21 protein-coding genes, 1 pseudogene and 1 riboswitch are annotated in these 23,259 nt (G+C 27.5%); of the genes and pseudogenes, 17 read left to right on the forward strand and 5 right to left on the reverse strand.

Going from position 1 to position 23,259, the window contains the following annotated elements:
* Positions 1 to 145: 145 nt before the first annotated feature.
* Together ACFIJ5_RS00750 and ACFIJ5_RS00755 are read right to left on the reverse strand one after the other, a co-directional pair.
* Positions 146 to 1,129 (reverse strand): ATP-binding protein, encoded by a 984-nt coding sequence (locus ACFIJ5_RS00750; protein WP_379802731.1) that lies wholly within the window; start codon positions 1,127 to 1,129, stop codon positions 146 to 148.
* Complete coding sequence (locus ACFIJ5_RS00755; protein WP_379802733.1) at positions 1,126 to 2,109, reverse strand: DnaD domain protein; 984 nt, start codon at positions 2,107 to 2,109, stop codon at positions 1,126 to 1,128. The genes ACFIJ5_RS00750 and ACFIJ5_RS00755 overlap by 4 nt, the downstream gene beginning before the upstream one ends.
* 171 nt (positions 2,110 to 2,280) lie before the next feature.
* Between ACFIJ5_RS00755 and ACFIJ5_RS00760 the strand changes: the two genes are divergently transcribed.
* The gene (locus ACFIJ5_RS00760; RefSeq protein WP_379802734.1) at positions 2,281 to 3,477 is read left to right on the forward strand and encodes a peptidoglycan DD-metalloendopeptidase family protein; all 1,197 of its coding nucleotides are present in this window, start codon (positions 2,281 to 2,283) and stop codon (positions 3,475 to 3,477) included.
* Positions 3,478 to 3,701: 224 nt separating this feature from the next.
* Positions 3,702 to 4,574 carry a DegV family protein gene (locus ACFIJ5_RS00765; RefSeq protein ID WP_379802735.1) on the forward strand — a complete coding sequence of 291 codons (873 nt, stop codon included), beginning with the start codon at positions 3,702 to 3,704 and terminating at the stop codon, positions 4,572 to 4,574.
* 364 nt (positions 4,575 to 4,938) lie between these two features.
* On the opposite strand, the pseudogene ACFIJ5_RS00770 reads toward ACFIJ5_RS00765, so the two are convergent.
* Positions 4,939 to 6,233: pseudogene (locus ACFIJ5_RS00770) on the reverse strand (IS110 family RNA-guided transposase).
* A gap of 409 nt (positions 6,234 to 6,642) precedes the next feature.
* Here ACFIJ5_RS00770 and ACFIJ5_RS00775 point away from each other — a divergent pair.
* The 10 genes from ACFIJ5_RS00775 (at position 6,643) to kamE (ending at position 17,202) form a co-directional block, all read left to right on the forward strand.
* A complete protein-coding gene (locus ACFIJ5_RS00775) occupies positions 6,643 to 7,881 on the forward strand; it encodes a S1C family serine protease (RefSeq protein ID WP_459253872.1) in 1,239 nt (412 codons plus the stop codon).
* Between the two features lie 222 nt (positions 7,882 to 8,103).
* Positions 8,104 to 8,280: a small, acid-soluble spore protein, alpha/beta type gene (locus ACFIJ5_RS00780; RefSeq protein ID WP_379802736.1), complete on the forward strand. Its 177-nt coding sequence runs from the start codon at positions 8,104 to 8,106 to the stop codon at positions 8,278 to 8,280.
* A gap of 140 nt (positions 8,281 to 8,420) precedes the next feature.
* Positions 8,421 to 8,599: riboswitch (Lysine riboswitch) on the forward strand.
* Between the two features lie 81 nt (positions 8,600 to 8,680).
* Positions 8,681 to 9,061 carry a 3-aminobutyryl-CoA ammonia lyase gene (gene kal / locus ACFIJ5_RS00785; RefSeq protein ID WP_379802737.1) on the forward strand — a complete coding sequence of 127 codons (381 nt, stop codon included), beginning with the start codon at positions 8,681 to 8,683 and terminating at the stop codon, positions 9,059 to 9,061.
* Positions 9,062 to 9,108: 47 nt separating this feature from the next.
* On the forward strand, positions 9,109 to 9,930 hold the full coding sequence (kce, locus tag ACFIJ5_RS00790) for a 3-keto-5-aminohexanoate cleavage enzyme (RefSeq protein WP_379802738.1): 822 nt from the start codon (positions 9,109 to 9,111) through the stop codon (positions 9,928 to 9,930).
* A 61-nt stretch (positions 9,931 to 9,991) separates the two neighbouring features.
* Positions 9,992 to 11,026: an L-erythro-3,5-diaminohexanoate dehydrogenase gene (gene kdd / locus ACFIJ5_RS00795; RefSeq protein ID WP_379802739.1), complete on the forward strand. Its 1,035-nt coding sequence runs from the start codon at positions 9,992 to 9,994 to the stop codon at positions 11,024 to 11,026.
* Between the two features lie 79 nt (positions 11,027 to 11,105).
* Positions 11,106 to 12,395, forward strand: coding sequence for a lysine 2,3-aminomutase (kamA, locus tag ACFIJ5_RS00800; RefSeq protein ID WP_379802740.1), 1,290 nt, complete (start codon positions 11,106 to 11,108; stop codon positions 12,393 to 12,395).
* Positions 12,355 to 13,386 (forward strand): lysine 5,6-aminomutase reactivase subunit KamB, encoded by a 1,032-nt coding sequence (gene kamB / locus ACFIJ5_RS00805; RefSeq protein WP_379802741.1) that lies wholly within the window; start codon positions 12,355 to 12,357, stop codon positions 13,384 to 13,386. The genes kamA and kamB overlap by 41 nt, the downstream gene beginning before the upstream one ends.
* Positions 13,387 to 14,868, forward strand: a complete 1,482-nt coding sequence (gene kamC / locus ACFIJ5_RS00810; RefSeq protein ID WP_379802742.1) for a lysine 5,6-aminomutase reactivase ATPase KamC — start codon at positions 13,387 to 13,389, stop codon at positions 14,866 to 14,868.
* The gene (gene kamD, locus ACFIJ5_RS00815; protein WP_379802744.1) at positions 14,858 to 16,414 is read left to right on the forward strand and encodes a lysine 5,6-aminomutase subunit alpha; all 1,557 of its coding nucleotides are present in this window, start codon (positions 14,858 to 14,860) and stop codon (positions 16,412 to 16,414) included. The genes kamC and kamD overlap by 11 nt, the downstream gene beginning before the upstream one ends.
* Entirely contained in the window at positions 16,414 to 17,202 is a 789-nt protein-coding gene (kamE, locus tag ACFIJ5_RS00820) for a lysine 5,6-aminomutase subunit beta (RefSeq protein ID WP_379802745.1), read from the forward strand. The genes kamD and kamE overlap by 1 nt, the downstream gene beginning before the upstream one ends.
* 67 nt (positions 17,203 to 17,269) lie before the next feature.
* Here the strand turns inward: kamE and ACFIJ5_RS00825 are convergent, their stop codons facing one another.
* Positions 17,270 to 17,704 (reverse strand): DUF3021 domain-containing protein, encoded by a 435-nt coding sequence (locus ACFIJ5_RS00825; RefSeq protein ID WP_379802747.1) that lies wholly within the window; start codon positions 17,702 to 17,704, stop codon positions 17,270 to 17,272.
* A gap of 2 nt (positions 17,705 to 17,706) precedes the next feature.
* Positions 17,707 to 18,156 (reverse strand): LytTR family DNA-binding domain-containing protein, encoded by a 450-nt coding sequence (locus tag ACFIJ5_RS00830; RefSeq protein WP_379802749.1) that lies wholly within the window; start codon positions 18,154 to 18,156, stop codon positions 17,707 to 17,709.
* Between the two features lie 206 nt (positions 18,157 to 18,362).
* Here ACFIJ5_RS00830 and ACFIJ5_RS00835 point away from each other — a divergent pair, with 206 nt between their 5' ends.
* The 5 genes from ACFIJ5_RS00835 to acpP all read left to right on the forward strand — a co-directional run bounded on the left by ACFIJ5_RS00835 (position 18,363) and on the right by acpP (position 23,169).
* Positions 18,363 to 20,186 carry a stage V sporulation protein D gene (locus ACFIJ5_RS00835; protein WP_404660920.1) on the forward strand — a complete coding sequence of 608 codons (1,824 nt, stop codon included), beginning with the start codon at positions 18,363 to 18,365 and terminating at the stop codon, positions 20,184 to 20,186.
* A 171-nt stretch (positions 20,187 to 20,357) separates the two neighbouring features.
* Positions 20,358 to 21,176, forward strand: a complete 819-nt coding sequence (locus ACFIJ5_RS00840; protein WP_379802752.1) for a tetratricopeptide repeat protein — start codon at positions 20,358 to 20,360, stop codon at positions 21,174 to 21,176.
* A gap of 242 nt (positions 21,177 to 21,418) precedes the next feature.
* Positions 21,419 to 21,880 carry a MarR family winged helix-turn-helix transcriptional regulator gene (locus ACFIJ5_RS00845; RefSeq protein ID WP_379802754.1) on the forward strand — a complete coding sequence of 154 codons (462 nt, stop codon included), beginning with the start codon at positions 21,419 to 21,421 and terminating at the stop codon, positions 21,878 to 21,880.
* Between the two features lie 51 nt (positions 21,881 to 21,931).
* Positions 21,932 to 22,900 (forward strand): beta-ketoacyl-ACP synthase III, encoded by a 969-nt coding sequence (locus ACFIJ5_RS00850; RefSeq protein ID WP_379802755.1) that lies wholly within the window; start codon positions 21,932 to 21,934, stop codon positions 22,898 to 22,900.
* Positions 22,901 to 22,938: 38 nt separating this feature from the next.
* Positions 22,939 to 23,169: an acyl carrier protein gene (gene acpP, locus ACFIJ5_RS00855; RefSeq protein WP_379802756.1), complete on the forward strand. Its 231-nt coding sequence runs from the start codon at positions 22,939 to 22,941 to the stop codon at positions 23,167 to 23,169.
* The last annotated feature ends 90 nt before the right edge of the window (positions 23,170 to 23,259 follow it).

Here is a 23,259-nt window from a genome sequence, read left to right on the forward strand (position 1 = left end):
ATTTAGAAAATTATAAATTTTTTCAAAGAATTCATTAGTTTAAAGTTAAGTAAATTTAGTTAACGACAAGTTTATGTAAAAGTATATATAAAAATAGAGTAAAAAGTTTAAAAATCTTTTTACTCTATTTTTATAATTAAAAACACTAAAGTTTGTTTCTATATAAATTTTTAGCAACTCTAATATCTTCTCCATAGAATTTAAAAAGATCAAAATTACCAAATAATCTTGATGTAATTCTTTCAGAATAATGTTTTGATAGCTGCTCGATAGAAAAATTAGTGGAAACTATCATTTTTTTATTTTTTAGTAATTTAGTGTTTAATAAATTAAATAATTCTGATTTTGTAAAGTCAGTTAGTTGTTCTGTTCCTAAGTCATCTATAACAAGTAAGTCACAGTTTAATATTAAATCTTCTAAAGAATCATTTCCAGCAAAACGAGCTTCTCTTAAATTCTCTATCAGTTCTTTTGCGGTTCTATATACTACTAAATGGCCTCTATCTAAAAGTTCTTTAGAGATACAATTGGATAAGAAGGTTTTCCCTGTACCTGAAGTACCATAGAATAATAAGTTGGTATTTTGATTTTTGAAATTTTGTATAAAATGTTTAACGTTTACTAATATTTCTTCCATATTTTTACGAGGACTTTTTATTTCGTCTCCAGTTCTTCTAATACTGTACAAATCTAAATTAAAGTTATTTAAATTATTGGCGAGTAATGTATCTTTAAAATCAGAATTTTTATAGTAAACATAAACTAGTCTATGTCTATAACAACTACATTTTTTATTACCTATAAATCCTGTGTCTTTACATTTTGGGCATTTATAATGTATTTCCAAATAATCCATAGGGTAGTTATTAGATACTAAAAGTTCTGTTTTATGCATTCTTAAGTCAGTAATTTTTTCTTTTAATTCTTTAAGATATTGTTCTTTATTATCAAGATTTTTTAGTATATTCATAGATAATTCTATAGAAAGTCTTGCAATTTTGTCTTCTATTTGTTTTATCTCAGGTATTTCTTTATGAATTTTGTCTTTTCTTGCTTTTAACTGTTTTGATTCTTTTTCTCTTATATTTTCATAAATTTTAAGTATTTGAGATTGATAACCATTTATCATTCATTATCCCATCCTAATAATTTTTTTTCTAGATCTTTATAATCATATTCTCTCTGAGTATAATCATTAAAAACACTTTGCTTTGAGTTGTTATATACTTTTTTCTTTTTAAAACCACTTCTCTTTTTATCCTTTTTTTCAACATCTTCTAAAGTTTTAATATTATCTTTAAACCAACTATTTAATATTCCATCTATATATTTAAAATCAGTTTTATTTATTCTTTCAAAACAAATATCGCATGCTTTATATATAATTTCAAGTGAAAAATTATATACATTAATCCATTTATCAATCATTTTCTCTTGAGGTTTCATAATTTCTGTAGATTTTATACCTAAATAATTTAATATTTTTTTAATTCGAATCCATTTATCTTCATGTTTTTTTATATATAATTGAGCATCTTCAATATTTTTAATATTATCATCATGCCATGACATAGCGATTTTTTCTATGTATCTATAATCTGTTTTACCTTTAGATACACAATACTGAATTAAAAGTAATATTAGTTCAGGCTTAAAACAATAATCTTTTTGCCAACTTAAATACATAGTCATTTCTTTAGAAGAAAGAGGTCTTGCAATTAATTTTTCTATATCTTGAAGCATATCTTTTATTGAAGTTTTGTTTAATTCTTCAAGTAAGTTTACTTTTTCATCATTTTCAGTAGAATCATCTGATGCTAAATTTAGAAATTCTATATTGAAATTTCCCATATTATCTATTGGAATTAGATTTATAACACCTTCGTCATTCCAATAATTAAAAGCATTCATTATATCGCTTTCAAGTAGATTTAAAGAGTTTGCTATTAGAGAAATATTAACACCTAATTCTCCAGATATGCAGTATTTCAATCCTAAAAGATAAATTTTAACAAATTCACCCCTAGCTTTTGGCATATATTTTTCTATAAAGATATTACTTACAGGTGTATAATCATAAATTTTATTTTTAAACACAAAAGTACTCATGGCATCTCTAACCTTTCTAATATATAGCATAATATTTGAAAAAAAATTTATTCACTAAAAAATAATTTAACTTAAAAAAATAAAAATATCAAATGATAAATTCTTATTTTTTTTAATAATTTTTACTTTTTAGGGTATATTAACAAAATGTGAAAGGAGGTAAGAATTTCATTGAAAAAATACGTAAAAAAAAATAGGAAAACATACATTTTATTAATAGTTTTTTCTCTAATTGTTTCTATTTTATATTATAACATACGTAAGCCAAATGCTTACAAAATATTTTTAAATCAAAAATATATGGGTTATGTAAGTGATAAAAACATATTCTACGATGGAGAAAGGGAATTTAAAAATTATTTAGAAAATAAATTTGAAAAAGTTAAATATAAAGATAATGTAATTTTAAAAAAATCAAAAATATCTGGAGAACATTTATTAAATACTAATGAGGTTAAATCTAAATTAATGGATTTTAGTACTAATGAGGTTTTAGTATATACAGTAAAATGTGATGGAAAAGATATGGGAGTAATTTGTAAAAAGAATCAAATTAAAGAGATTTTCAACTCAATAAAGGATATATACAAGGATAAATTAAAGGTGCAAAATATTAATTATTTTAAAATCAATAATGCTGTTACAATAAAGGAACGAGATATTAAAATATCATCAATTTCTAGTGATTTAAATTCTATGAGTAATGTTGTTGAGAGTAATATATTAAAACAAAAGGATTTACTTAAAATTGAATTAGAAGTAAATAAGGAATATAAAACAGATATAAAGCCAAGTACAGTAATGAAAGCTTCAAATAAGCTATTAAAGGGAAAAAGGCAAATTCAATTTCAAGGTGAAAAGGGTAGTAAAATCATATATGAAAGTATTCATTTGAAAAATAATGAAATTATTAATAAAAAAATATATGAAGAGAAAGTAATTAAACCTAGCAAAGATAAAATTGTTTTAGTGGGTACAAAAGAACCAACAATAGTAGCTGCAATGTCATTATCAATACCTTCCAGAGGAAAAATAAGTTCACCCTTTGGAAGACGATGGGGTAAAATGCATAAAGGAATAGATATTGCAGCTCCCATAGGAACACCAATCTATGCTGCATTAAATGGAGTAGTAAAATACGCAGGGTGGCAGCAAGGATATGGGAAGGTAGTAATTATAAATCATAAAGACGGGTTAGAAAGTAAATATGCTCATTGTAGTAAAATATTATGTAAGAAGGGTGATAAAGTTAATAAAAGGCAATTAATAGCTAATATAGGAAACACAGGAAGAAGTACAGGTCCACATGTTCATTTTGAGGTTAGAAAAAATGGGGTTCCATTTGATCCAGAAAAATATTTACAATAAAATATAACAAAATGTATAGGTATATAAAAGCATATGCAGCATAAAAGATATTTAAGTCAGTTTTATAATTTATGAATAAACAAAAATATCTTTCAGCTGCATATGTTTTACTATATACTTTAATGTTACTGCTTCACTTAGTCAAATAATATTATTTAAATAATATTAAATATATGCTATATTTATAATATAAGATTATATTTTCATAAAAAGGAGAAAATAATATGAGTGTAGTAGTAATGACAGATTCAAGTTGTGATTTACCTTTAGAATATATGGAAAAGAATGAAGTACCTTTTGTAAGTTTGACCTGTCATTTTATGGGAAAATATTATGAAGATGACTTTGGAAAAACATTAACTTATCAAAAATTTTATGAAGAGATAAGAAAAGGAGAAATGCCTACTACTTCTCAAGTAAATGTCTATGATTTCACTGAAATATTTAAAAAATATGTTTCACAAGGCAAATCTATAATTTATATAGGCATGTCATCAGCAATAAGTGGGACTATAAATAGTGCTAATATGGCTAAAGAAATGTTACAAGAAGAATATAAGAATGCAGATATTACTATTATAGATACAAAAAGTGCATGTATCGGTGAAGGAATATTGGTATATAATGCTATAGAAATGTTAAAAAGAGGATGTTCTAAAGAACAAATAATAAATTGGGTGGAAGATAATAAATTAAATATTAATCATTGGTTTGTAGTAGGAAGTTTAAAGCATTTAAAACATGGAGGAAGAATTTCAGCTACAGCAGCTACTATAGGTACTTTGATGAGAATTAATCCAATAATATTTATAGATAATAATGGAAAACTTATTAATGTATCTAATATTAGAGGAAGAAAAAAGGCTATAAAATATTTAATAGATAGGTTTAAAGAAAGAATAATAAATCCAGAAAGTCAAACAGTAATGATTAGTCATGGCGATTGCATAGAAGATGCAAAATACTTAGAAAAAGTTGTGAAAGAAGAATTTAATGTTAAGAATACAATAATAAATTATGTTGGGCCTGTTATAGCATCTCATACTGGGCCTGATATGCTATCATTATGTTTTATTGGAAAAGGAAGAGAACTTTAATTTAAATAGTAACATATTTTAAGTTTAATATTAATAGTAAATAGATGATAGTATAATAATAGCTAGTTAGTTTTAGTGAAGAAATAAGTTTGAATTTCTTCAGATTAAAATAACTAGCTATTTAATTTACAATCTGTTTTTATATAATTAACAAAAAATAAAAAAAATAATTAAACAAATATAACACTTTGTTAATAGGTTTGTAAAAAAATAATATTATAATTTTAGTATATTGATTAGACCAGCTAGTAATAGTCAATAGTTTTTTTAAAAAAATTTATTTTTAAATTAGGGTATAGCAAAGCTAGCTATTGTAAAAATACGAACAATAGCTCTCTAATTTATTATTTGGGTTTAAAGCCGATTAGGCTACTGTTTTACATTGATTTTGAAGATACATTTTCTCGTGTATCTTAGGATCTCTAATCTCAAAAGGTTTCTGGTTTTTAAGAACCGAGAATATGTACTTGATTAGTTTGTTCATAACAGCACCTAAAGCCACTTTTTTCTTTTTACCTTTAAGATTTTCTTTGTAGTATTTAAGCAAAACTTCATTGTTAGGTTTACCATTTTTGTTAGTTCTCACGGATGCTAATGCGATAGCATATAAGGCTCGGCGTCCGATTCTGGTACCACGCTTAGACATTTTATTTCTATCACTGTTGAATTTGCCTGATTGATTAACAGAAGGATCGATACCAAAATATGCAATTAAATGCTTAGGCTTAAGAAAACCGTTGATGTCACCAATTTCACTCATTATAGTTATTGCTGTTAATTCACCAATACCAGGTATTGAGTATATTAATTGGATGTTTTTAATAAATGTCTCTGGAAGCCTACGGCTTTTTATAAGTGAATGTATTTCCTTCAGCAAACATTCAAGTTGAGTTTCTAAGGTTTCTATCAATGAAATTGTATTAGTGATTTTTACAAATAAGCTAGACGACTTTATCCCAATATAGAGTGCTTCTTGGGAAATAAGAATCAGTTTTTTATAAAGATTTTCACTATAGTTTAGTCCTTTTCTTGAATTGCTAGAAATGATTTCTATCAAAATCTCTCTATCTGCATCAAGAATGGCTTGTGGACTAGTAAATTGCTTAAGTATAGCTAAAGAAGTTTTACACGTAATATTTGAAAATACGGAATTGTATCCAGGAAAAATAACTCTTAAGTCAGTAGATAATTTTTTCTTATAAGTAGATTTAGTATCTGTTAATTTATAGTAGTCTCTGCAGAGAGATTTTAAGGTATAAATTTCAACATCGAATGCAGAAGAACATTTAACAGATTGAAATTTACCTATTTTAGCGATGGATATTGCATCACTTTTATCATTTTTCACTTTTCTTATTCCACTATTTTTGTTACTATTAGTAATGAGTGGATTAAAGATAAATGTTTCGAACTTATCTTTAAGAAAGTGGAAAAGAGTAAGGTGATAAACACCAGTAGATTCCATGAAAATGCCAGTTTTCATGTTAAACCTTCTTCCGCTTTTTTTATTTGATCTACTAGGTAATCAAAACCATCTCTATTATGTTTAATCTTAAAAGGCTTTCTGTAAATTTCACCGTTAGGTGCCAGAATAGCTACTACTGAAAAATCTGCTGATACATCAATTCCAACTGTTGGTTTATATAAAAATTTACTCATGTGTATTATCTCCTTTATTTTTGAGATAGAATAGATATTCCATTTCTATCAGTAATTCTATAACCTTGTTTGTGACACGGGTAATTCCCAAAAGGAAACCCAACCAGCTAAACATAGAGTTCTCACTGATGGAATGATACGCTAATTCACGGGTATAAATGACTCGACAGAGTCACTCCCAGGAGGTGTACATCTATCCTCTATTCAGGAGATATTATACCAAAATATTTAACTGTATAGGTTTCAATTTGACTTTAATAGAAAACTTAGTTTAGATGTAAAATGAACGCCCTATCGGGCAGAAATAATTAGAATAATAATAAAAAGATTTGTCGTAATGTTCGTTAGAATAATAGATAGTTTTCTATTGAATGTTATGACTACATTATACAAGGAGGTGTTAAGAAACATGCATGATGAAAATAAGATAACTGATTATGATGAAAATAAAATAACTAATTACGATGAAAATGAAATATCTAATTATGTAAAAGATATTAATAAACCAAAAGAAGATTTTAATAAAAGTAAAAAAAGGAAAAATAGAGGAATGAGAACTTTTTTTAAAGGAGTAGCTTTTGTACTTATAGCAGCGGTATCAGGTACTATAGGTTCATATGTTCTTGTTGACCATAAATTTAAAAACATTGAAAGTTTTAAACAAACAACTAATGAAAAAGATAAAAATAGAAATATAATTACCACTAGCTCACAAACTTGGGGTGATACAATAAATAAAGTAGCAAAGGAAGTAGGACCTTCCGTTGTAGGAGTAAGTAATCATGCAGAAAATTTTTATGGAAGCCAATTAAAAGGAAGCGGATCAGGAATAATTTTTGATAAGAACGGATATATAGTTACTAATTACCATGTTATTGAAGGAGCATCAAAAATAACAGTAAAATTATCAAATGGTAAGACTTATGATGCGAAATTAATAGGCTCAGATCCAAGAACAGATTTGGCTGTTATAAAAATTGATGGAAGTAATTTTCCAGCAGCAAAATTTGGAGATTCTTCAAAAGTAAAAGTTGGTGATATAGCTATCGCTATAGGAAATCCATTAGGAGATGAATTTGCAGGTTCTGTTACATCAGGAATAATAAGTGCAGTTAATAGAAAGATGACTGTTGGAGAAGCAGAATATAAAGTTCTTCAAACGGATGCAGCAATAAATCCTGGTAATAGTGGAGGAGCTTTATGTAATGAAAATGGAGAAATAATAGGAATAAATAGCTTAAAGATTGGAACTAATAAAAATGCAGAAGGCATGGGATTTGCTATAACAATGAATAGTGCAAAAGGTATTATAGATTCTCTTATGAAGTATGGTCAAGTTGCAAGACCTGAATTAGGAATAACTGGAGCATCTGTGGAATCTAGAGATGGAAAAATAAAAGGTGTAGGAATACAAAGTGTTATACCAGGTAGTGGAGCAGAAAAGGCAGGGCTTTCATCAGGTGATGTAATTTTAGAGTTTGATGATAAAAAAATAAGCAGTGTAGAAGAGATAAGAAGTACAATTGAAAAGCATAAAATAGGTGATAAAATAAATTGTAAAATTTATAGAAATGGGAAAACAAAAAATATAAAAATACAACTTTCTGATTCTAGTAAGATTAATTCTACAGAGAATCAGATAGGATAAAATATGCCGTTAAATCGGCATATTTTTTTATTTTGTGGGTAAATTAATCTTAGGCTATTTAATTTTTTATAAAAAGCTAATAAGAAAGGTGGTGAAACCGTTAGAGAAATTTAAAAATAATGTATTAAAACATAAAGTTATAAAACTATATGTATATTCCTTAAAATATAATAGGTATTAAAGTTTTATGGCTTTTCATAAATTTCTTCTAACGGAAGTAAAGTGGCACATAAAAATAATAAAAATAATAAGAACAACCAGAAAGTATCTCCAAAAACAAAATCTGAATTAAAGGAAATGGAAGTGGAAATGTCTGAAGAAATAGGTTCTAATAACGAATCTAGAAAATTAGGAAAAAACAAAAAAGCTAAATTTAAGAAAAATAGAAGAGAAGAATAATATTTCTAAAATGAAAAGCTGATATTTATGATATCAGCTTTTTAAAATATATTAAATAATCTAAACAATTTTAATTTTCTGAAATGGTATTGACTTACAACCAATACAAATATTATAATATAATTGTTGATAAATTATATTACATAAATAGAGGAGCGAGTTTACGGTAGTTTTTAAATGTTAAGGGGAAGAACCTCCAATATTAAAAATGAAGGGTTTACTTGCCGAAAAAGTATGTTTGTTCTTAAGTATACTTTTGGTCAGGGAATGGAAATATTCTTTGATTGTCATAATTTATTTATGAAGAGCTATTTATGTAATGAAAAAGATTGAAATTTTCTTTTTCATTGCATAGATAGCTCTTTATATTTAATTTTTCATTTAAAAGGGAGGCTATGATATGAAATCATTAATAAGATTAAGAATGAGCAGTCATGATGCTCATTATGGTGGCAATTTAGTTGATGGAGCTAGAATGCTTCAACTTTTTGGAGATGTTGCTACTGAATTATTGATAAAAAACGACGGGGATGAAGGTTTATTTAGAGCATATGACAATGTAGAGTTTTTGGCACCAGTTTATGCAGGAGATTACATAGAAGCAGAAGGAGAAATTATAAGCAAAGGTAACACATCTAGAAAAATGGTGTTTGAAGCTAGAAAGGTAATAGTTCCTAGACCAGATATAAATGATTCAGCAGCAGATGTTGTAGAAGAAAAAATAGTAGTATGCAGAGCAAGTGGTACTTGCGTTGTTCCTAAAGATAAGCAAAGAAAATAAATTAGTGTTTATACATTAGAAATTTTTAAATAATAGGGGGAATTTTAATGGAAAAACTAATTATTACTGCTGCTATTTGTGGGGCAGAGGTTACTAAAGAAAATAATCCATCAGTTCCATATACGGTAAAGGAAATAGGTGAAGAAGCTGAAAAAGCATATAAAGCTGGAGCTAGTATAATACATCTTCATGTAAGAGAAGATGATGGTATGCCAACACAGTCAAAAGATAGATTTAAAGCTTGTATTGATGAAATCAAAAGAAGATGTCCAGATGTTATTATTCAACCATCAACAGGTGGAGCAGTAGGAATGTCCAATGAAGAAAGACTTCAACCTATATATTTGAATCCTGAAATGGCTACATTAGATTGTGGTACATGCAATTTTGGAGGAGATGAAATATTCGTAAATACTGAAAATACTATAAAAGAATTTGGAGAGAAAATGATTGAACTAGGCATTAAGCCAGAAATAGAAGTTTTTGATAAAGGTATGGTGGACATGGCTTTAAGACTTGCTAAAAAGGGATATATGAAATCACCTATGCATTTTAATTTTGTAATGGGTGTAAATGGGGGTATAAGTGCTACACCTAGAGACTTAGTATTTATGGCAGGAAGTATTCCAGAAGGAAGTACATTTACTGTATCAGGTATAGGTAGACATCAATTTCCAATGGCTGCTGTATCAATCATAATGGGTGGTCATGTAAGAGTAGGATATGAGGACAATGTTTATTTATCAAAAGGAGTTTTAGCAAAATCAAATAGTGAACTTGTAGAAAAGGCAGTAAAACTTGCAAAAGAATTAGGTAGAGAAATAGCATCACCAGCTGAAGCAAGGCAAATTCTAGGGTTAAATAAGTAAAAAATAAACGTGATGTATTAAAATTTAGCCAAATGGCAAATGAAAAAGGGGGAAAATTATTATGAAAAAAGGATGTAAATACGGTTCACATAGAGTAGTTGAACCTAAAGGAGTATTAACACAAGCAGCATATAAAATTGATAATGATATGAACATATATAGTAATGAAATATTGGTAGATGTTCAATCATTAAATATTGATTCAGCTAGTTTTACTCAAATAGAAGAAGAAGCAGGCGGAGATATAGAAAAAATTAAATCTAAAATATTAGAAATTGTAGGAGAAAGAGGTAAACAACAAAACCCTGTTACAGGTTCAGGCGGAATGTTTATAGGAACAGTAGCAGCAATAGGAGAGGATTTAAAAGATAGGGATTTAAAAGTTGGTGACAAAATAGCATCATTAGTATCACTATCATTAACTCCGCTTAAAATAGAAAAAATAATAGATGTTAAACCAGAGATAGATAGGGTAGATATTAAAGGACAAGCAATATTATTTGAAAGTGGAATATATGCAAAACTTCCCAAGGATATGCCAGAGAATCTTGCACTTGCAGCTTTGGATGTTGCAGGAGCTCCAGCTCAAACAGCAAAACTTGTTAAGCCAGGTCAAAGTGTATTAGTTTTAGGGGCAGCAGGTAAATCAGGAATGCTTTGTTGTTATGAGGCAATGAAAAGGGTTGGACCAACGGGTAATGTTATTGCGTTAGTAAGAAAACAACATCAAGCTGATAATCTTGTGAAATGGGGATTTTGTCATAAGGCTATACTTAGTGATGCTCAAAAACCTGTAGATGTTTTAAATAAAACTTTAGAAGCTAATAATGGAAAAGATATAGATATATCTATAAGTTGTGTTAATATACCAAATACTGAAATGTCATGTATACTTCCAGTTAAAGATGATGGTGTAGTTTATTTCTTTTCAATGGCAACAAGTTTTACCAAAGCAGCACTTGGGGCAGAAGGTGTAGGTAAGGATGTAACAATGATAATAGGAAATGGTTATACTAAAGGCCATGCAGAAATAACATTGCAAGAAATTAGAGAGAGTGAAACATTGAGAAAGATATTTGAGGAAAAATATATTTAATAATTCAACAGACAATGAAAGTTGAGTTAATAAACAATAGTAGATAAATTAGTACAACTAATATTGGGGGGTTATTTAATTGAAGGTTAATAGAAGGAAAGAATTATTTCCTAATGTAACAGATGAGCAGTGGTATGATTGGAAATGGCAGGTAAAAAATAGAATAGAAAATGTAGATGAATTAAAAAAATATATACCACTTACAAAGGAAGAAGAAGAAGGTGTTAGAAAATGTACTAACTCTCTTAGGATGGCTATAACACCATATTATCTTTCATTAATTGATTCAAATGATCCATATGATCCTATTAGAAGAGAAGCAGTTCCAACAGCACTTGAACTTCATAAATCAAATGCAGATTTATTAGACCCATTACATGAAGATACAGACTCACCAGTACCAGGACTTACTCATAGATATCCTGATAGAGTACTTTTCTTAATTACAGATCAATGTTCTATGTATTGTAGACATTGTACTAGAAGAAGGTTTGCTGGACACCATGATAAATCATTACCAATGGAACAAATAGAAAAAGCAATTGAGTATATTGCAAATACTCCTTCAGTAAGAGACGTGCTATTATCTGGTGGAGATGCTCTTTTAGTATCAGATGACAGATTAGAGTATATAATAAAAAAATTAAGAGCTATACCTCATGTAGAAATTATAAGAATAGGTTCAAGAACTCCTGTTGTTCTTCCTATGAGGATAACAGATGATTTGGTTAATATGCTTAAAAAATATCACCCAATTTGGTTAAATACTCATTTTAATCATCCAAATGAGATAACAGAAGACTCTAAAAGAGCTTGTGAAAAATTAGCAGATGCAGGTATTCCTCTTGGGAATCAATCAGTACTTTTAAAAGGAGTAAATGATTGTGTTCATGTAATGAGAAAATTAGTTCATGAACTTGTAAAAATAAGAGTAAGACCGTATTACATTTATCAGTGTGATTTATCAATGGGGCTTGAACATTTTAGAACATCAGTATCTAAAGGGATAGAAATAATTGAAGGATTAAGAGGTCATACTTCTGGTTTTTGTGTACCTACTTTTGTAGTTGATGCTCCAGGAGGCGGTGGTAAAATACCAGTTATGCCTAATTATTTAATATCACAAGGTGAAGATAGAATAATTCTAAGAAATTTTGAAGGGGTAATAACAACTTACAAAGAACCTGAAAATTATGTTTCAGATTGTCATTGTGAGGTATGTAGAGAAAAGGAAAAAGATAGATTAATAGGAGTTTCATCACTTATAGATGATGAAAATATGGCTTTAGAGCCTGTAGGGTTAGAAAGAAATTTAAGAGGTAAAAAAAATGGAAAAGGCAGCGTTAGTAAAATTCCTTCAAGGGTATAAAAGTATATCCATAATAGGTATGGATAAAAATGTAGGTAAGACTACAGTATTAAATTATTTGGTAAAGAAATCAAGGGGTAAAATTCCCCTTGGTCTTACCTCTATAGGGAGAGATGGAGAAGATATAGATAGAGTTACATCTACAGAAAAACCTAAAGTTTATATTGAAAGAGGTACGCTTATAGCTACTGCAAAGCAGTGTTTGTTCAATGGAGATATAACCAGGGAAATAATAGAGACAACTGGTATTAGTACTCCTATGGGAGAGGTAATAATTGCAAGAGCATTAAGTGATGGATTTATAGAACTTGGTGGACCTTCAATAAATTCTTATGTATTGAAGGTATGTAGTAAACTAAAAAAATTAGGAAGTGAACTTGTTATAGTTGACGGAGCAATTAGTAGGAAAAGTTCAGCCTGTCCCACTATTACTGAAGCAGCAATTTTATCTACTGGAGCTTCAGTAGATAGAAATATTGACAAGGTAATAGAAAAAACAGTTTATACTATTAAAAATTTATCTATAGGTAAAGAAAATAATGGTGAAATTTTAAAATGTGCGGAAAATGTAATTAAGGATTGTAGATTGGCAATAATTCAAGAGAGTAAAGAAATAAAAAAAATAGATGTTACTACGGCTTTAGAAGGTTCTAGAAAGATAGTTGAGAGGTTAGATGAAAAATCTAAATATATTGTATTAAAAGGGATATTATCGGATAATTTTTTAAAAAATGTTATGAAATATTCAGATAAAGTTAAAAATATAACTTTATTAGTTGAGGATGGAACAAAAATATTTCTAGAAAAAGATACCTTACATAAGTTTAAGAAAATAGGGGGAAGGATAAAGGTTATAAATCCAATAAATATAGTTTGTGTTACGATAAATCCTACGTCTCCTTATGGGTATGAATTTGATAAAGATGAATTTATATATAAATTAAGAAAACAAATAAGTATACCTGTAATAGATGTTATAGGAGGCGATTAAATGAGATTTTTAGATAAAACACAAAGAGCACAGATAGGATTTGATTTTATATTAGATGAGTTAGAAGTAATTACATGCTATGGATTGGATGAGAAGAAAAATATAAAGCCTTTTAAAAAAGAAGAAAAAAAGCAGCTAATGCAAGAACTTACAGATGTAGAAAAAATAATAAAGGGGTTAAATAATAAAGATTATTATTATAGAAAAATAGAAGGAATATTTTTTAAAATAAAAGATATAAGGAATTCTATAAAAAGATGTAAAGAGTTAAATACTTTAGATGATGTTGAATTATATGAAATAAAAACATTTGCTAAATTAATAAGTGAAATTATTGAAATAATGGATAAGTTGGAGTTGGATATACCGGAATTGAAATTTTTTAATCTAAGGCAAGTATATAAAATATTAGATCCAGAAAATAAAAATATACCTACTTTTTATATTTATGATGCTTATTCAACTAAATTAAAAGATTTTAGAAATCAAAAAAGAATATTAGAAGAAAAAATAATTAAACAGAATGATGAAGATGTAATAAAACAATTAAAAGATGAAAGATTAAACTATGTAATATTAGAAGAACAAGAAGAATTAAATATAAGAAAAGATTTAACAAAAAAAATAGAGAAGTTTACAGATAGTATTGAAAATAATATTAAATGTATTGGAAAATTAGATTTATTAATTTCAAAAGCTAAACTTGCAGTAAAATACAATGGAATAAAACCTAGTATTTGTGATGAAATGAGTATAAACTTAAAAAATTCAGTGAATCCGGAAGTAAAAATGATATTAGAAAAGAAAAATAAAGAGTTTACTCCCATAAGTATAGAACTCAAAGAAGGAGTTTCTGTTATAACTGGGGCAAATATGGGAGGAAAAACTATAACATTAAAAACTGTAGTGCTTAATGTGTATTTAGCAAATTTAGGTTTCTTTGTATTTAGCGAATATGCACGTATTCCTATAGTAGATTTTATACAATTTATATCAGATGATATGCAGTCTATAACTAAAGGGTTAAGTACTTTTGGAGCGGAAATAATAAATTTAAATAAAGTTATAGAGTGTGCTAAAAGAGGAAATGGATTAATAGTTTTAGATGAATTTGCAAGAGGAACAAATCCTAAAGAAGGAAGTTATCTTGTGAAAGCATTAAGTAGATATTTGAATAGATTAAAATCTATGAGTTTAATATCAACGCATTATGATGGAGTAGTAGAAAGTGATATGGTTCATTATCAAGTGATTGGATTAAAAAATATAAATTTTAATTCCTTAAAACAAAAAATTGATTTAAATAAAAGATTTTCTGTGGAAATAATACAGCAGCATATGGATTACAGATTAGAAAAAATTTCACAACACAGTGAAGTTCCTAAAGATGCTTTAAATATAGCACTCTTATTGGGAATAGAAAAAGGTATTAGTGACATTGTAAAAGATATTTATGCAGAGGGGGATGTCTATGGAAAGTAAATTAAACTTAAATTGGGAAATAGTAAATAAAGCAAGAGAATGTGCTAGAAATATAGCTAAAGATACTCAAGACTTTATTGATATGCATACTACAGTTACTGTAGAAAGAACTGTATGTAGATTACTAGGAATAGATGGGGTAGATGAACTTAATGTACCACTTCCAAATATAGTTGTTGATAATATAAAGAAAGGAAATGGACTTTCAATTGGAGCTGCAAGATTTATAGGAAATGCTGTGGTTGAAACTAAATTAACACCTCAACAAATAGCAGAAAAAATATCTAAAGAAGAATTGGATCTAACTAAAATTCCTATGCATGAAGACTTTGAAATAAAAGCAACTGTTAATTCTATAGCAAAGGAATATGTTGAAAAAATAAAAGAAAATAGAGTAAAAAGAGAAAATAAGCTTAAAGAATTTGGAGATAAAGAAGGACCTTATTTATATGTAATAGTTGCTACAGGTAATATATACGAAGATATAACTCAAGCTGTAGCAGCAGCAAGGCAAGGAGCAGATATAATTGCAGTTATAAGAACAACAGGTCAAAGTCTTCTTGATTATGTTCCATATGGGGTAACTACTGAAGGATTTGGTGGAACTTTTGCAACTCAAGAAAATTTTAGACTTATGAGGAAGGCACTAGATGAAGTTGGAGATGAACTTCATAGATATATTAGATTATGTAATTATTGTTCTGGGCTATGTATGCCTGAAATTGCAGCTATGGGAGCGTTAGAAAAGCTTGATGTTATGCTTAATGATGCATTATATGGAATACTTTTTAGAGATATCAATATGAAAAGAACAATAATAGATCAATATTTTTCTAGAATAATAAATGGATATGCTGGAGTTATTATAAATACAGGAGAAGATAACTATTTGACAACATCTGATGCTGTAGAGGAGGCTCATACGGTTTTAGCATCTCAATTTATAAATGAACAGTTTGCATTATTTGCTGGTCTTCCAGAAGAACAACAGGGACTTGGTCATGCCTTTGAAATGAATCCTGATCTTGAAAATGGATTTTTGTATGAACTTGCGCAAGCACAAATGGCAAGAGAAATATTCCCTAAAGCACCACTTAAATATATGCCGCCTACTAAATTTATGACAGGAAATATATTTAGAGGACATGTACAAGATGCATTATTTAATATGATTACTATAATGACAGGACAAAAAATACATCTTTTAGGAATGTTAACAGAGGCAATTCATACTCCATTTATGTCAGATAGAGCATTATCTATAGAAAATGCTAGATATATATTTAAAAATATGAAAGACTTTGGAAATGAGGTAACATTTAAGAATGGTGGCATGATAGAAAAAAGAGCAAATGAAGTTTTAAATAAAGCATATGAATTATTAAAGGAAATTGAAAAAGATGGATTATTTAAAACCATAGAACAAGGAAAGTTTGCTAGTATCAAAAGACCAATAGAAGGTGGAAAGGGTTATAAGGGAGTCACAGAAAAAGACAGAAATTATTTTAATCCATTTATCAGCCTTATGCTTGGAGGTGATAAATAATGAGTGGTGGATTATATTCAACGGATAAAAAAGATTTTGATAAGACATTAGATTTAACAAAAATTAAACCTTATGGAGATACAATGAATGATGGAAAGATTCAATTAAGCTTTACACTTCCAGTATCAGATAGTGAAAGAGCTGTAGAAGCAGCAAAACAACTTATTAAGAAAATGGGATTAGAAGATCCTTCTATTGTTCATCATCATGCATTGGATAAAGATTTTACTTTCTTTGTTGCATACGCAAGTGTTGTTCATACAATAGATTATGAATCAATACATGTTGAAACAGTAGATGTAGATACAATGACAATGAGTGAGACAGATGATTATATAAAAGAGAATATAAAGAAAAAAGTGGTAATTGTTGGAGCAAGTACGGGAACAGATGCCCATACTGTTGGTATTGATGCTGTAATGAATATGAAAGGTTTTGCAGGTCATTATGGACTTGAACGATATAAAATGATAGATGCTTATAATTTAGGAAGTCAAGTTGAAAATGAAGAATTTATAAAGAAAGCCATAGAATTAAAGGCAGATGTTCTCTTAGTTTCTCAAACAGTAACTCAAAAGAATATACACATTCAAAACTTAACTAATTTAGTAGAATTGTTAGAAGCAGAAGGCCTTAGAGATAAAGTAATACTTATTTGTGGTGGCCCTAGAATAACTCATGAGCTTGCAAAGGAATTAGGATATGATGCAGGTTTTGGTCCAGGAAAATATGCAGATGATGTAGCTAGTTTTGCAGTTACAGAAATGGTGGAAAGAGGTTTTGTTTAGATTAGAATAGAAATTATTTAACAAGAGGGGTGCACCCTCTTGTTTTTTATGACCTAATTTATTTTAGTTAGTTAAGTTTGTTTCTTCTTTCTAAACTCATATTTAATTCTTTAATTTTTTTAGTCCAATAAGATTTAAATGAAAACCATACAATTACATATATAGTGATATAGGTGATTATAAAAATTATTCTTCCAAAACTTGCGTTTGGCATCCATTTTGCGTAAATAGCAACAGGGAAATATACAATACTTGTAGCAATAAAATGTAATACTGTTTGTTTAAGGCTACTCCAATTAGATACATTGAAAATTACTGAAGAAGCTGAAAAATAAAAGCCTGCTATAGCTGAAATAATAAATTGTTTAAATAACATAGATACTTCTAGATTTCCATTTAACCCCATAGTACACGCGAATATGGCGAAAATTGTTTGATTTATGAAGACACCAAAAGCCATACCTAATAAACCTCTTTTTAATATTAATTTTAAATATTTCATGATTAATTACCTCCCATTTTTAAATATTCTTTTATCTTTGGTACATATCTTCTTGATATATATTCTTGTTGTCCATTTATAAAATTTGCACACATATTTCCGTTAAAAAGAATTTCTAAATTTTTTATTTTATCTATATTTGCAATAACAGATTTAGAAATTCGTATAAAAGAAGAATCTTTTAAATCTTCTTCTAACTTATATAGCTTTTCTTTAATTTCATAAGTTTCTTTTGTTGTTTTTGCAAATACTTTTTTACTTTCGCTATAAAAAAATAATATATCTTCGGGATTTACAATATATATTCTTTCATTTTTAGTTCCTACTATATGTTTTTTTGTACTATTTTTTAAACTATTTAAAATATTTTGTAGTTCTTCTGTTATTTCAGGAGTACATATAGTAATTTTCACTTCTTCACATGATGGATCAATTTGTACATCTATCTTCAATTGATATCGCCTCCTTTGATAATAATTATATTAGAATGTATAATTATATGCTATTAAATAGTTATAAGAGGAAGAATATATAGTATAAGAGGTACATATTATATATTTTTGTGTGAAATAAAATTATTTATAGGTTAATACAGTAAATTTCAAGTGATATAAATATATATGTTTTTATGTTAAAATAATATATAAATTGTAATTAAATGAAAATCATAGATAAGAATATGGAAGTGATTATATTGAATAGAAAATCTTTTAAAAATAAAAGTATTATGAAGTATAGGATGGTATTTGTTTTTTTACTTTTTTTCTTAATATGTATAGCACTTATAGGTAGATTAGCATATGTAATGATATTTAAATCAGATGAATATAAAACCATGGCAATAAAACAATGGACTAGCATTATAAAAATACATCCTAAAAGAGGAAAAATATTAGATAGAAATGGAGACGAATTAGCTGTAAGTATTAATGTTTATAGAGTTGATTTGGATTTAAAAACGTTAAGAAAATATATAGAGCATAAAAAAATACCTAGTAAAAAAGTAGCAGATAAACTAGCTGTAATATTGGATATGGATAGTAGTAATATTTTAAAGACTATAAATAAAACTGTAAATGGTAAGAAAATATCAGCTGCTATGTTGAAAAGGAGAATAGATAAAGATACAGCAGATAAAATAAGAAAATTACATATAAACGGAGTAGTTATTTCAAACGATACTAAAAGATATTATCCTAATAAAAATTTTTTAGCACATGTATTAGGTCATACTAACTATGATGGCAAAGGTCTTAATGGAGTAGAACTTATGTATGATAAATATTTAAAAGGTCAAGCAGGAAAGAAAATAGTAGAAACAGATAGTAGAAAAAATGAATTACCATATTCAACATGTAAATATGAAAAACCTATAGAAGGTTATAATGTAATGCTTACAATAGATGATAAGATACAACATTTTATAGAAAAAGCTGCGGAAAAAGCTTTAATTGAAAAAAGAGCAAAAGCAGTGACTATACTAGTTATGAATCCTAATACTGGGGAAGTATTGGGTATGGTTAACAAGCCAGATTATGATCCTAATAATCCTTGGGAAGAGGGAGTAGAATCAAATGAATTACAAAAGCTGTGGAGAAATAGAGCAGTAAGTGACACTTTTGAACCGGGTTCTATATTTAAAGTAATTACTGCTGCTACAGCATTAAGTGAGAAGATAGTTAATCCTGAAACTTATAGTGTAGTATGTAATGGAGGAAAAAAGGTTGGTAATACATATATTCATTGTTGGAAAACAAGAGGACATGGAAGGGAAAACTTTGTAGATATATTAAGAAATTCTTGTAATGTAGGATTTATAGATGTAGGTCAAAAGATAGGAGTGCATAGATTAAATAAATATATAAAAATTTTTGGTTTTGGAAAGAAAACAGGAATAGATTTAAATGGAGAAGCTAAGGGCATAATAAAATCTGAAAATAAAGTTACTAAATTAGATTTAGCATCCATGTCTTTTGGACAAGTTAATACAGTATCGTGTATTCAATATTTAACAGCATTTAATGCTGTTGCTAATGGAGGATATTGGATTAAGCCTCATGTTATGGAAAAAGTAGTAAAAGTACAAGAAAATAAAGAGGTTATTAAAAAAGAATTTAAAAAAGAAGAAAAGAGAATTTTACGTAATGAGGTAACAGCTAAATTAAGAGGATATTTAGAGAAAGTTGTTTCAAATGGAGTAGGAAAGAATACTTATATAAAAGGGTATCATATTGGAGGAAAAACTGGTACAGCTCAGAAGGTAAAGGGAAGAGGGTATGGTGAAGGAAAATATGTTTCTTCTTTTGTAGGGATGGCTCCAGTAGATAATCCTAAAATAACTGTTATGGTATCAGTAGATGAGCCTAATGCTGAAAATAATCAATATTATGCCAGTTATGCAGCTACTCCTGTTGCTAAAGAAGTTTTTTATGATATATTTAATTATTTAGGATGGAAACCCGATGATTCAAATGAAAAATAAAAAATAATACACAATGAAAAGCTTAATTTCCTAGGTGAAAAAAGATGAGTATACGTAAAGTTTTACTAAATAAGATAAGATATATACAATTTTGGTGGTACCTTTATAATTTTATTAGTAAAATATAATTAAAGTGTATTATTTTATTTAAGTAGGGAGATGGTTTGATAAATGAATAAAAATAAATTAACGAAAAAAATTATTGTATCTATAGTAGTGGCGGTAGTAGTAGCAGGTGCTGGGTTTGGTTCATATAAATATTACAAAGTTAAGACATATAATAGTTTAATAAATAGTGCTAATAAACATATGGATAAAGGTGAATATGAAAAGGCAATTACTTTATTTGAACAATCTTTAAATTATAAAGATGATTTTACTATAAAGAGAAATATAACATTAGCTAAAAGTTTAAAAGAGGCTAAGGATTTTTACGATAAAGGAATAAAATTAATGAATGATAATAAATATATAGAAGCAATAGATAAATTTAAAAAGATAAACAAGGAAGATAAAGAGTTATATGAAAAAGCGCAAAAAAAGATTGAAGAGTGTAAAAGTAAATATATAAAAACAACAATTGATTTAGCTAATAATGCTGTAAATGAAAAAAGATATGATGATGCAAATAAGTATTTAGATGAAGTATTAAAAATAGATTCTGACAATAATAATGTTGAGAAATTGAAGGAAATAATAAAAGAAGAACAAAAAAAAGAACAAGAAAAGGAAAAAGATAAATTAGAAGATCAAAAAAAAGAACCTGAAAAAAGCAAAGGAATAACTAAAGAACAGGCTTGTGAAATTGTTAAAAAGCAAGAACAAGATATAGGAGAAAATACAGTTATACAGTTTGACCATGAAGAGAATAAAAATGGTATACAATGTTACATTATACACGTATATGATAATATGGATACACATACGGCTACAAGAAATTGGTACTATGTTGATAAAAGCACAGGTAAGATAGTAGGTAAGATGTTTTAAAGAATTTAGTTATATGCAAAGGAGAAATTTAATGGTTATAAAATGTTAAATTTCTTCTTCTGTTTTTACACGAATTAATATATTAAAGAAAATGTTAATAAAGTGTAAAAATGCGAAAAATGGCATAGGAAATTACTAAATAATGGCAAAAACATATGGATATTATGTTGACAGCAATAAACATTTAATATATACTTTGATTATCAAAATATTTGACGTTCAAAATTAATAGAGTGGTGATAATGTTGAAAAAATCTTTTAGTGTACTAAATGAACTATTAGTTGAAACTTTTAACGATATATTGGAGATAGAACAAAAAACTCTTAAAGAAGGAGTATTTAATGATTTATCTATTACAGAAATGCATACTATTGAAGCTATAGGTATGTATGAATCTAGAGCAATGTCTGAAGTTGCTAAAGAATTAGATATAACAGTAGGAACACTTACAACAGCTATAAATAATTTAGTAAGGAAAGAATATGTTCAAAGAAAAAGAGATGAAAAAGATAGACGAGTTGTAAAAATAGCTCTTACTAGAAAAGGAAAACTAGCTTACAGGGTACATGAAAAATTCCATTCTAATATGGTAAAAGCAACTATTGAGGGATTAACAGAAGAAGAAGAGGAAATACTTATAAGGTCATTAGATAAATTAAATAAATTTTTTAATAAAAAGTACAATCTTGAAGAAAATAAGTAAAAAAGAAATATAATTTATAAAGTCATAATAGTAAGGAGTCGAAACGAAAAAATGAAGATAATAGGAACTGGAAGTTATGTTCCAGATTTATCAATAAAAAATGATGATTTATCTAAGATAATGGATACAAGTGACGAATGGATTTCATCTAGGACAGGTATAAAAAAAAGAAGAATATCTAATGGAGAAAATACTTCTGATCTTGCTTCAAAAGCTGCTCTTCAAGCTTTGAAAAATGCACAAATAGATGCTAAAGATATTGATTTGATAATTGTTGCAACTACTTCTCCAGATTATTTTGTACCTTCTACAGCATGTGTTGTCGAAGAAAAGATAGGAGCAGTAAATGCTATTTCTTTTGATATATCAGCAGCATGTTCAGGTTTTTTATATGCGATAAACATTGCTAAAAATTTTATAATATCAAATCAGTGCAATAATGCATTAATAATAGGAGCAGAAGTTCTATCCAAATTAGTAGATTGGAAAGATAGAAGTACATGTGTTTTATTTGGAGATGGAGCAGGAGCAGTAGTTGTTGAAGATAGTAAAGAAAGTGGTATTTTAGATATAACAATAGGTTCAGAAGGAGAAAAGTGGAAAGCTTTAAAATGTAAATCTTGTTTTGTAGAAAATCCTTATGTAACAAATGAAAAAGAAAATGAAGAAAATTTAAAAATACATATGAGTGGGAAAGAAATTTTTAAATTTGCAGTAAATACTATAACTAATGGTATTAGAAATATTCTTAAAGATACAACATATAATATTGAAGATATAAAATATATAGTACCGCATCAAGCAAATTTAAGAATAATTGAGTTTGCAGCTAAGAAATTAAAAATAGACCCAGAAAAATTTTATATTAATTTAGACCAATACGGAAATACATCAGGAGCTAGTATACCAATTGCATTAGATGAAATGAATAGAAAAGGTGTGCTAAAAAAGGGAGATAAAATAATTTTAGTAGCTTTTGGTGGAGGATTAACTTGGGGATGTTCTTTAATTGAATGGTAAAAAAATATTAAAATAAATATATTTTAGGAGGAGAAAATATGATTTTTGAAAAAATAAAAAATATAATAGCAGAACAATTATCTTTGGATGAAAATGAAATAAAATTAGAATCAACTTTTACAGATGACTTAGGAGTAGATTCACTTGAAATATTTGAAATAGTTATGTCCCTTGAAGATGAATTTGGTATAGAAATACCAAATGAAGATATAGAAGAAATGAAAAAGGTTGAAGATATAGTTAAATATATAAATTCAAAAACAAAATAGATTATATGCAAAATATATTTTAATTATTGGACAATTATAGAATGACTTTAATGAATGAGAAATCATATGTGATTTCTCATTCAATTTAAA

Origin of the sequence: Haloimpatiens myeolchijeotgali, assembly GCF_042688525.2 — a bacterium.
Taxonomy (GTDB): Bacteria; Bacillota; Clostridia; order Clostridiales; family Clostridiaceae; genus Haloimpatiens.

What these genes read in the sequence shown, in the direction of transcription:
- ACFIJ5_RS00750 (WP_379802731.1), bottom strand. Translation starts at nt 1,129, where the DNA reads ATGATAAATGGTTATCAATCTCAAATACTTAAAATTTATGAAAATATA.
- ACFIJ5_RS00755 (WP_379802733.1), bottom strand. Translation starts at nt 2,109, where the DNA reads ATGAGTACTTTTGTGTTTAAAAATAAAATTTATGATTATACACCTGTA.
- ACFIJ5_RS00765 (WP_379802735.1), top strand. Translation starts at nt 3,702, where the DNA reads ATGAGTGTAGTAGTAATGACAGATTCAAGTTGTGATTTACCTTTAGAA.
- ACFIJ5_RS00775 (WP_459253872.1), top strand. Translation starts at nt 6,643, where the DNA reads ATGCATGATGAAAATAAGATAACTGATTATGATGAAAATAAAATAACT.
- kal (WP_379802737.1), top strand. Translation starts at nt 8,681, where the DNA reads ATGAAATCATTAATAAGATTAAGAATGAGCAGTCATGATGCTCATTAT.
- kce (WP_379802738.1), top strand. Translation starts at nt 9,109, where the DNA reads ATGGAAAAACTAATTATTACTGCTGCTATTTGTGGGGCAGAGGTTACT.
- kdd (WP_379802739.1), top strand. Translation starts at nt 9,992, where the DNA reads ATGAAAAAAGGATGTAAATACGGTTCACATAGAGTAGTTGAACCTAAA.
- kamB (WP_379802741.1), top strand. Translation starts at nt 12,355, where the DNA reads ATGGAAAAGGCAGCGTTAGTAAAATTCCTTCAAGGGTATAAAAGTATA.
- kamC (WP_379802742.1), top strand. Translation starts at nt 13,387, where the DNA reads ATGAGATTTTTAGATAAAACACAAAGAGCACAGATAGGATTTGATTTT.
- kamD (WP_379802744.1), top strand. Translation starts at nt 14,858, where the DNA reads ATGGAAAGTAAATTAAACTTAAATTGGGAAATAGTAAATAAAGCAAGA.
- kamE (WP_379802745.1), top strand. Translation starts at nt 16,414, where the DNA reads ATGAGTGGTGGATTATATTCAACGGATAAAAAAGATTTTGATAAGACA.
- ACFIJ5_RS00825 (WP_379802747.1), bottom strand. Translation starts at nt 17,704, where the DNA reads ATGAAATATTTAAAATTAATATTAAAAAGAGGTTTATTAGGTATGGCT.
- ACFIJ5_RS00835 (WP_404660920.1), top strand. Translation starts at nt 18,363, where the DNA reads ATGAAAATCATAGATAAGAATATGGAAGTGATTATATTGAATAGAAAA.
- ACFIJ5_RS00840 (WP_379802752.1), top strand. Translation starts at nt 20,358, where the DNA reads ATGAATAAAAATAAATTAACGAAAAAAATTATTGTATCTATAGTAGTG.
- ACFIJ5_RS00845 (WP_379802754.1), top strand. Translation starts at nt 21,419, where the DNA reads ATGTTGAAAAAATCTTTTAGTGTACTAAATGAACTATTAGTTGAAACT.
- ACFIJ5_RS00850 (WP_379802755.1), top strand. Translation starts at nt 21,932, where the DNA reads ATGAAGATAATAGGAACTGGAAGTTATGTTCCAGATTTATCAATAAAA.
- acpP (WP_379802756.1), top strand. Translation starts at nt 22,939, where the DNA reads ATGATTTTTGAAAAAATAAAAAATATAATAGCAGAACAATTATCTTTG.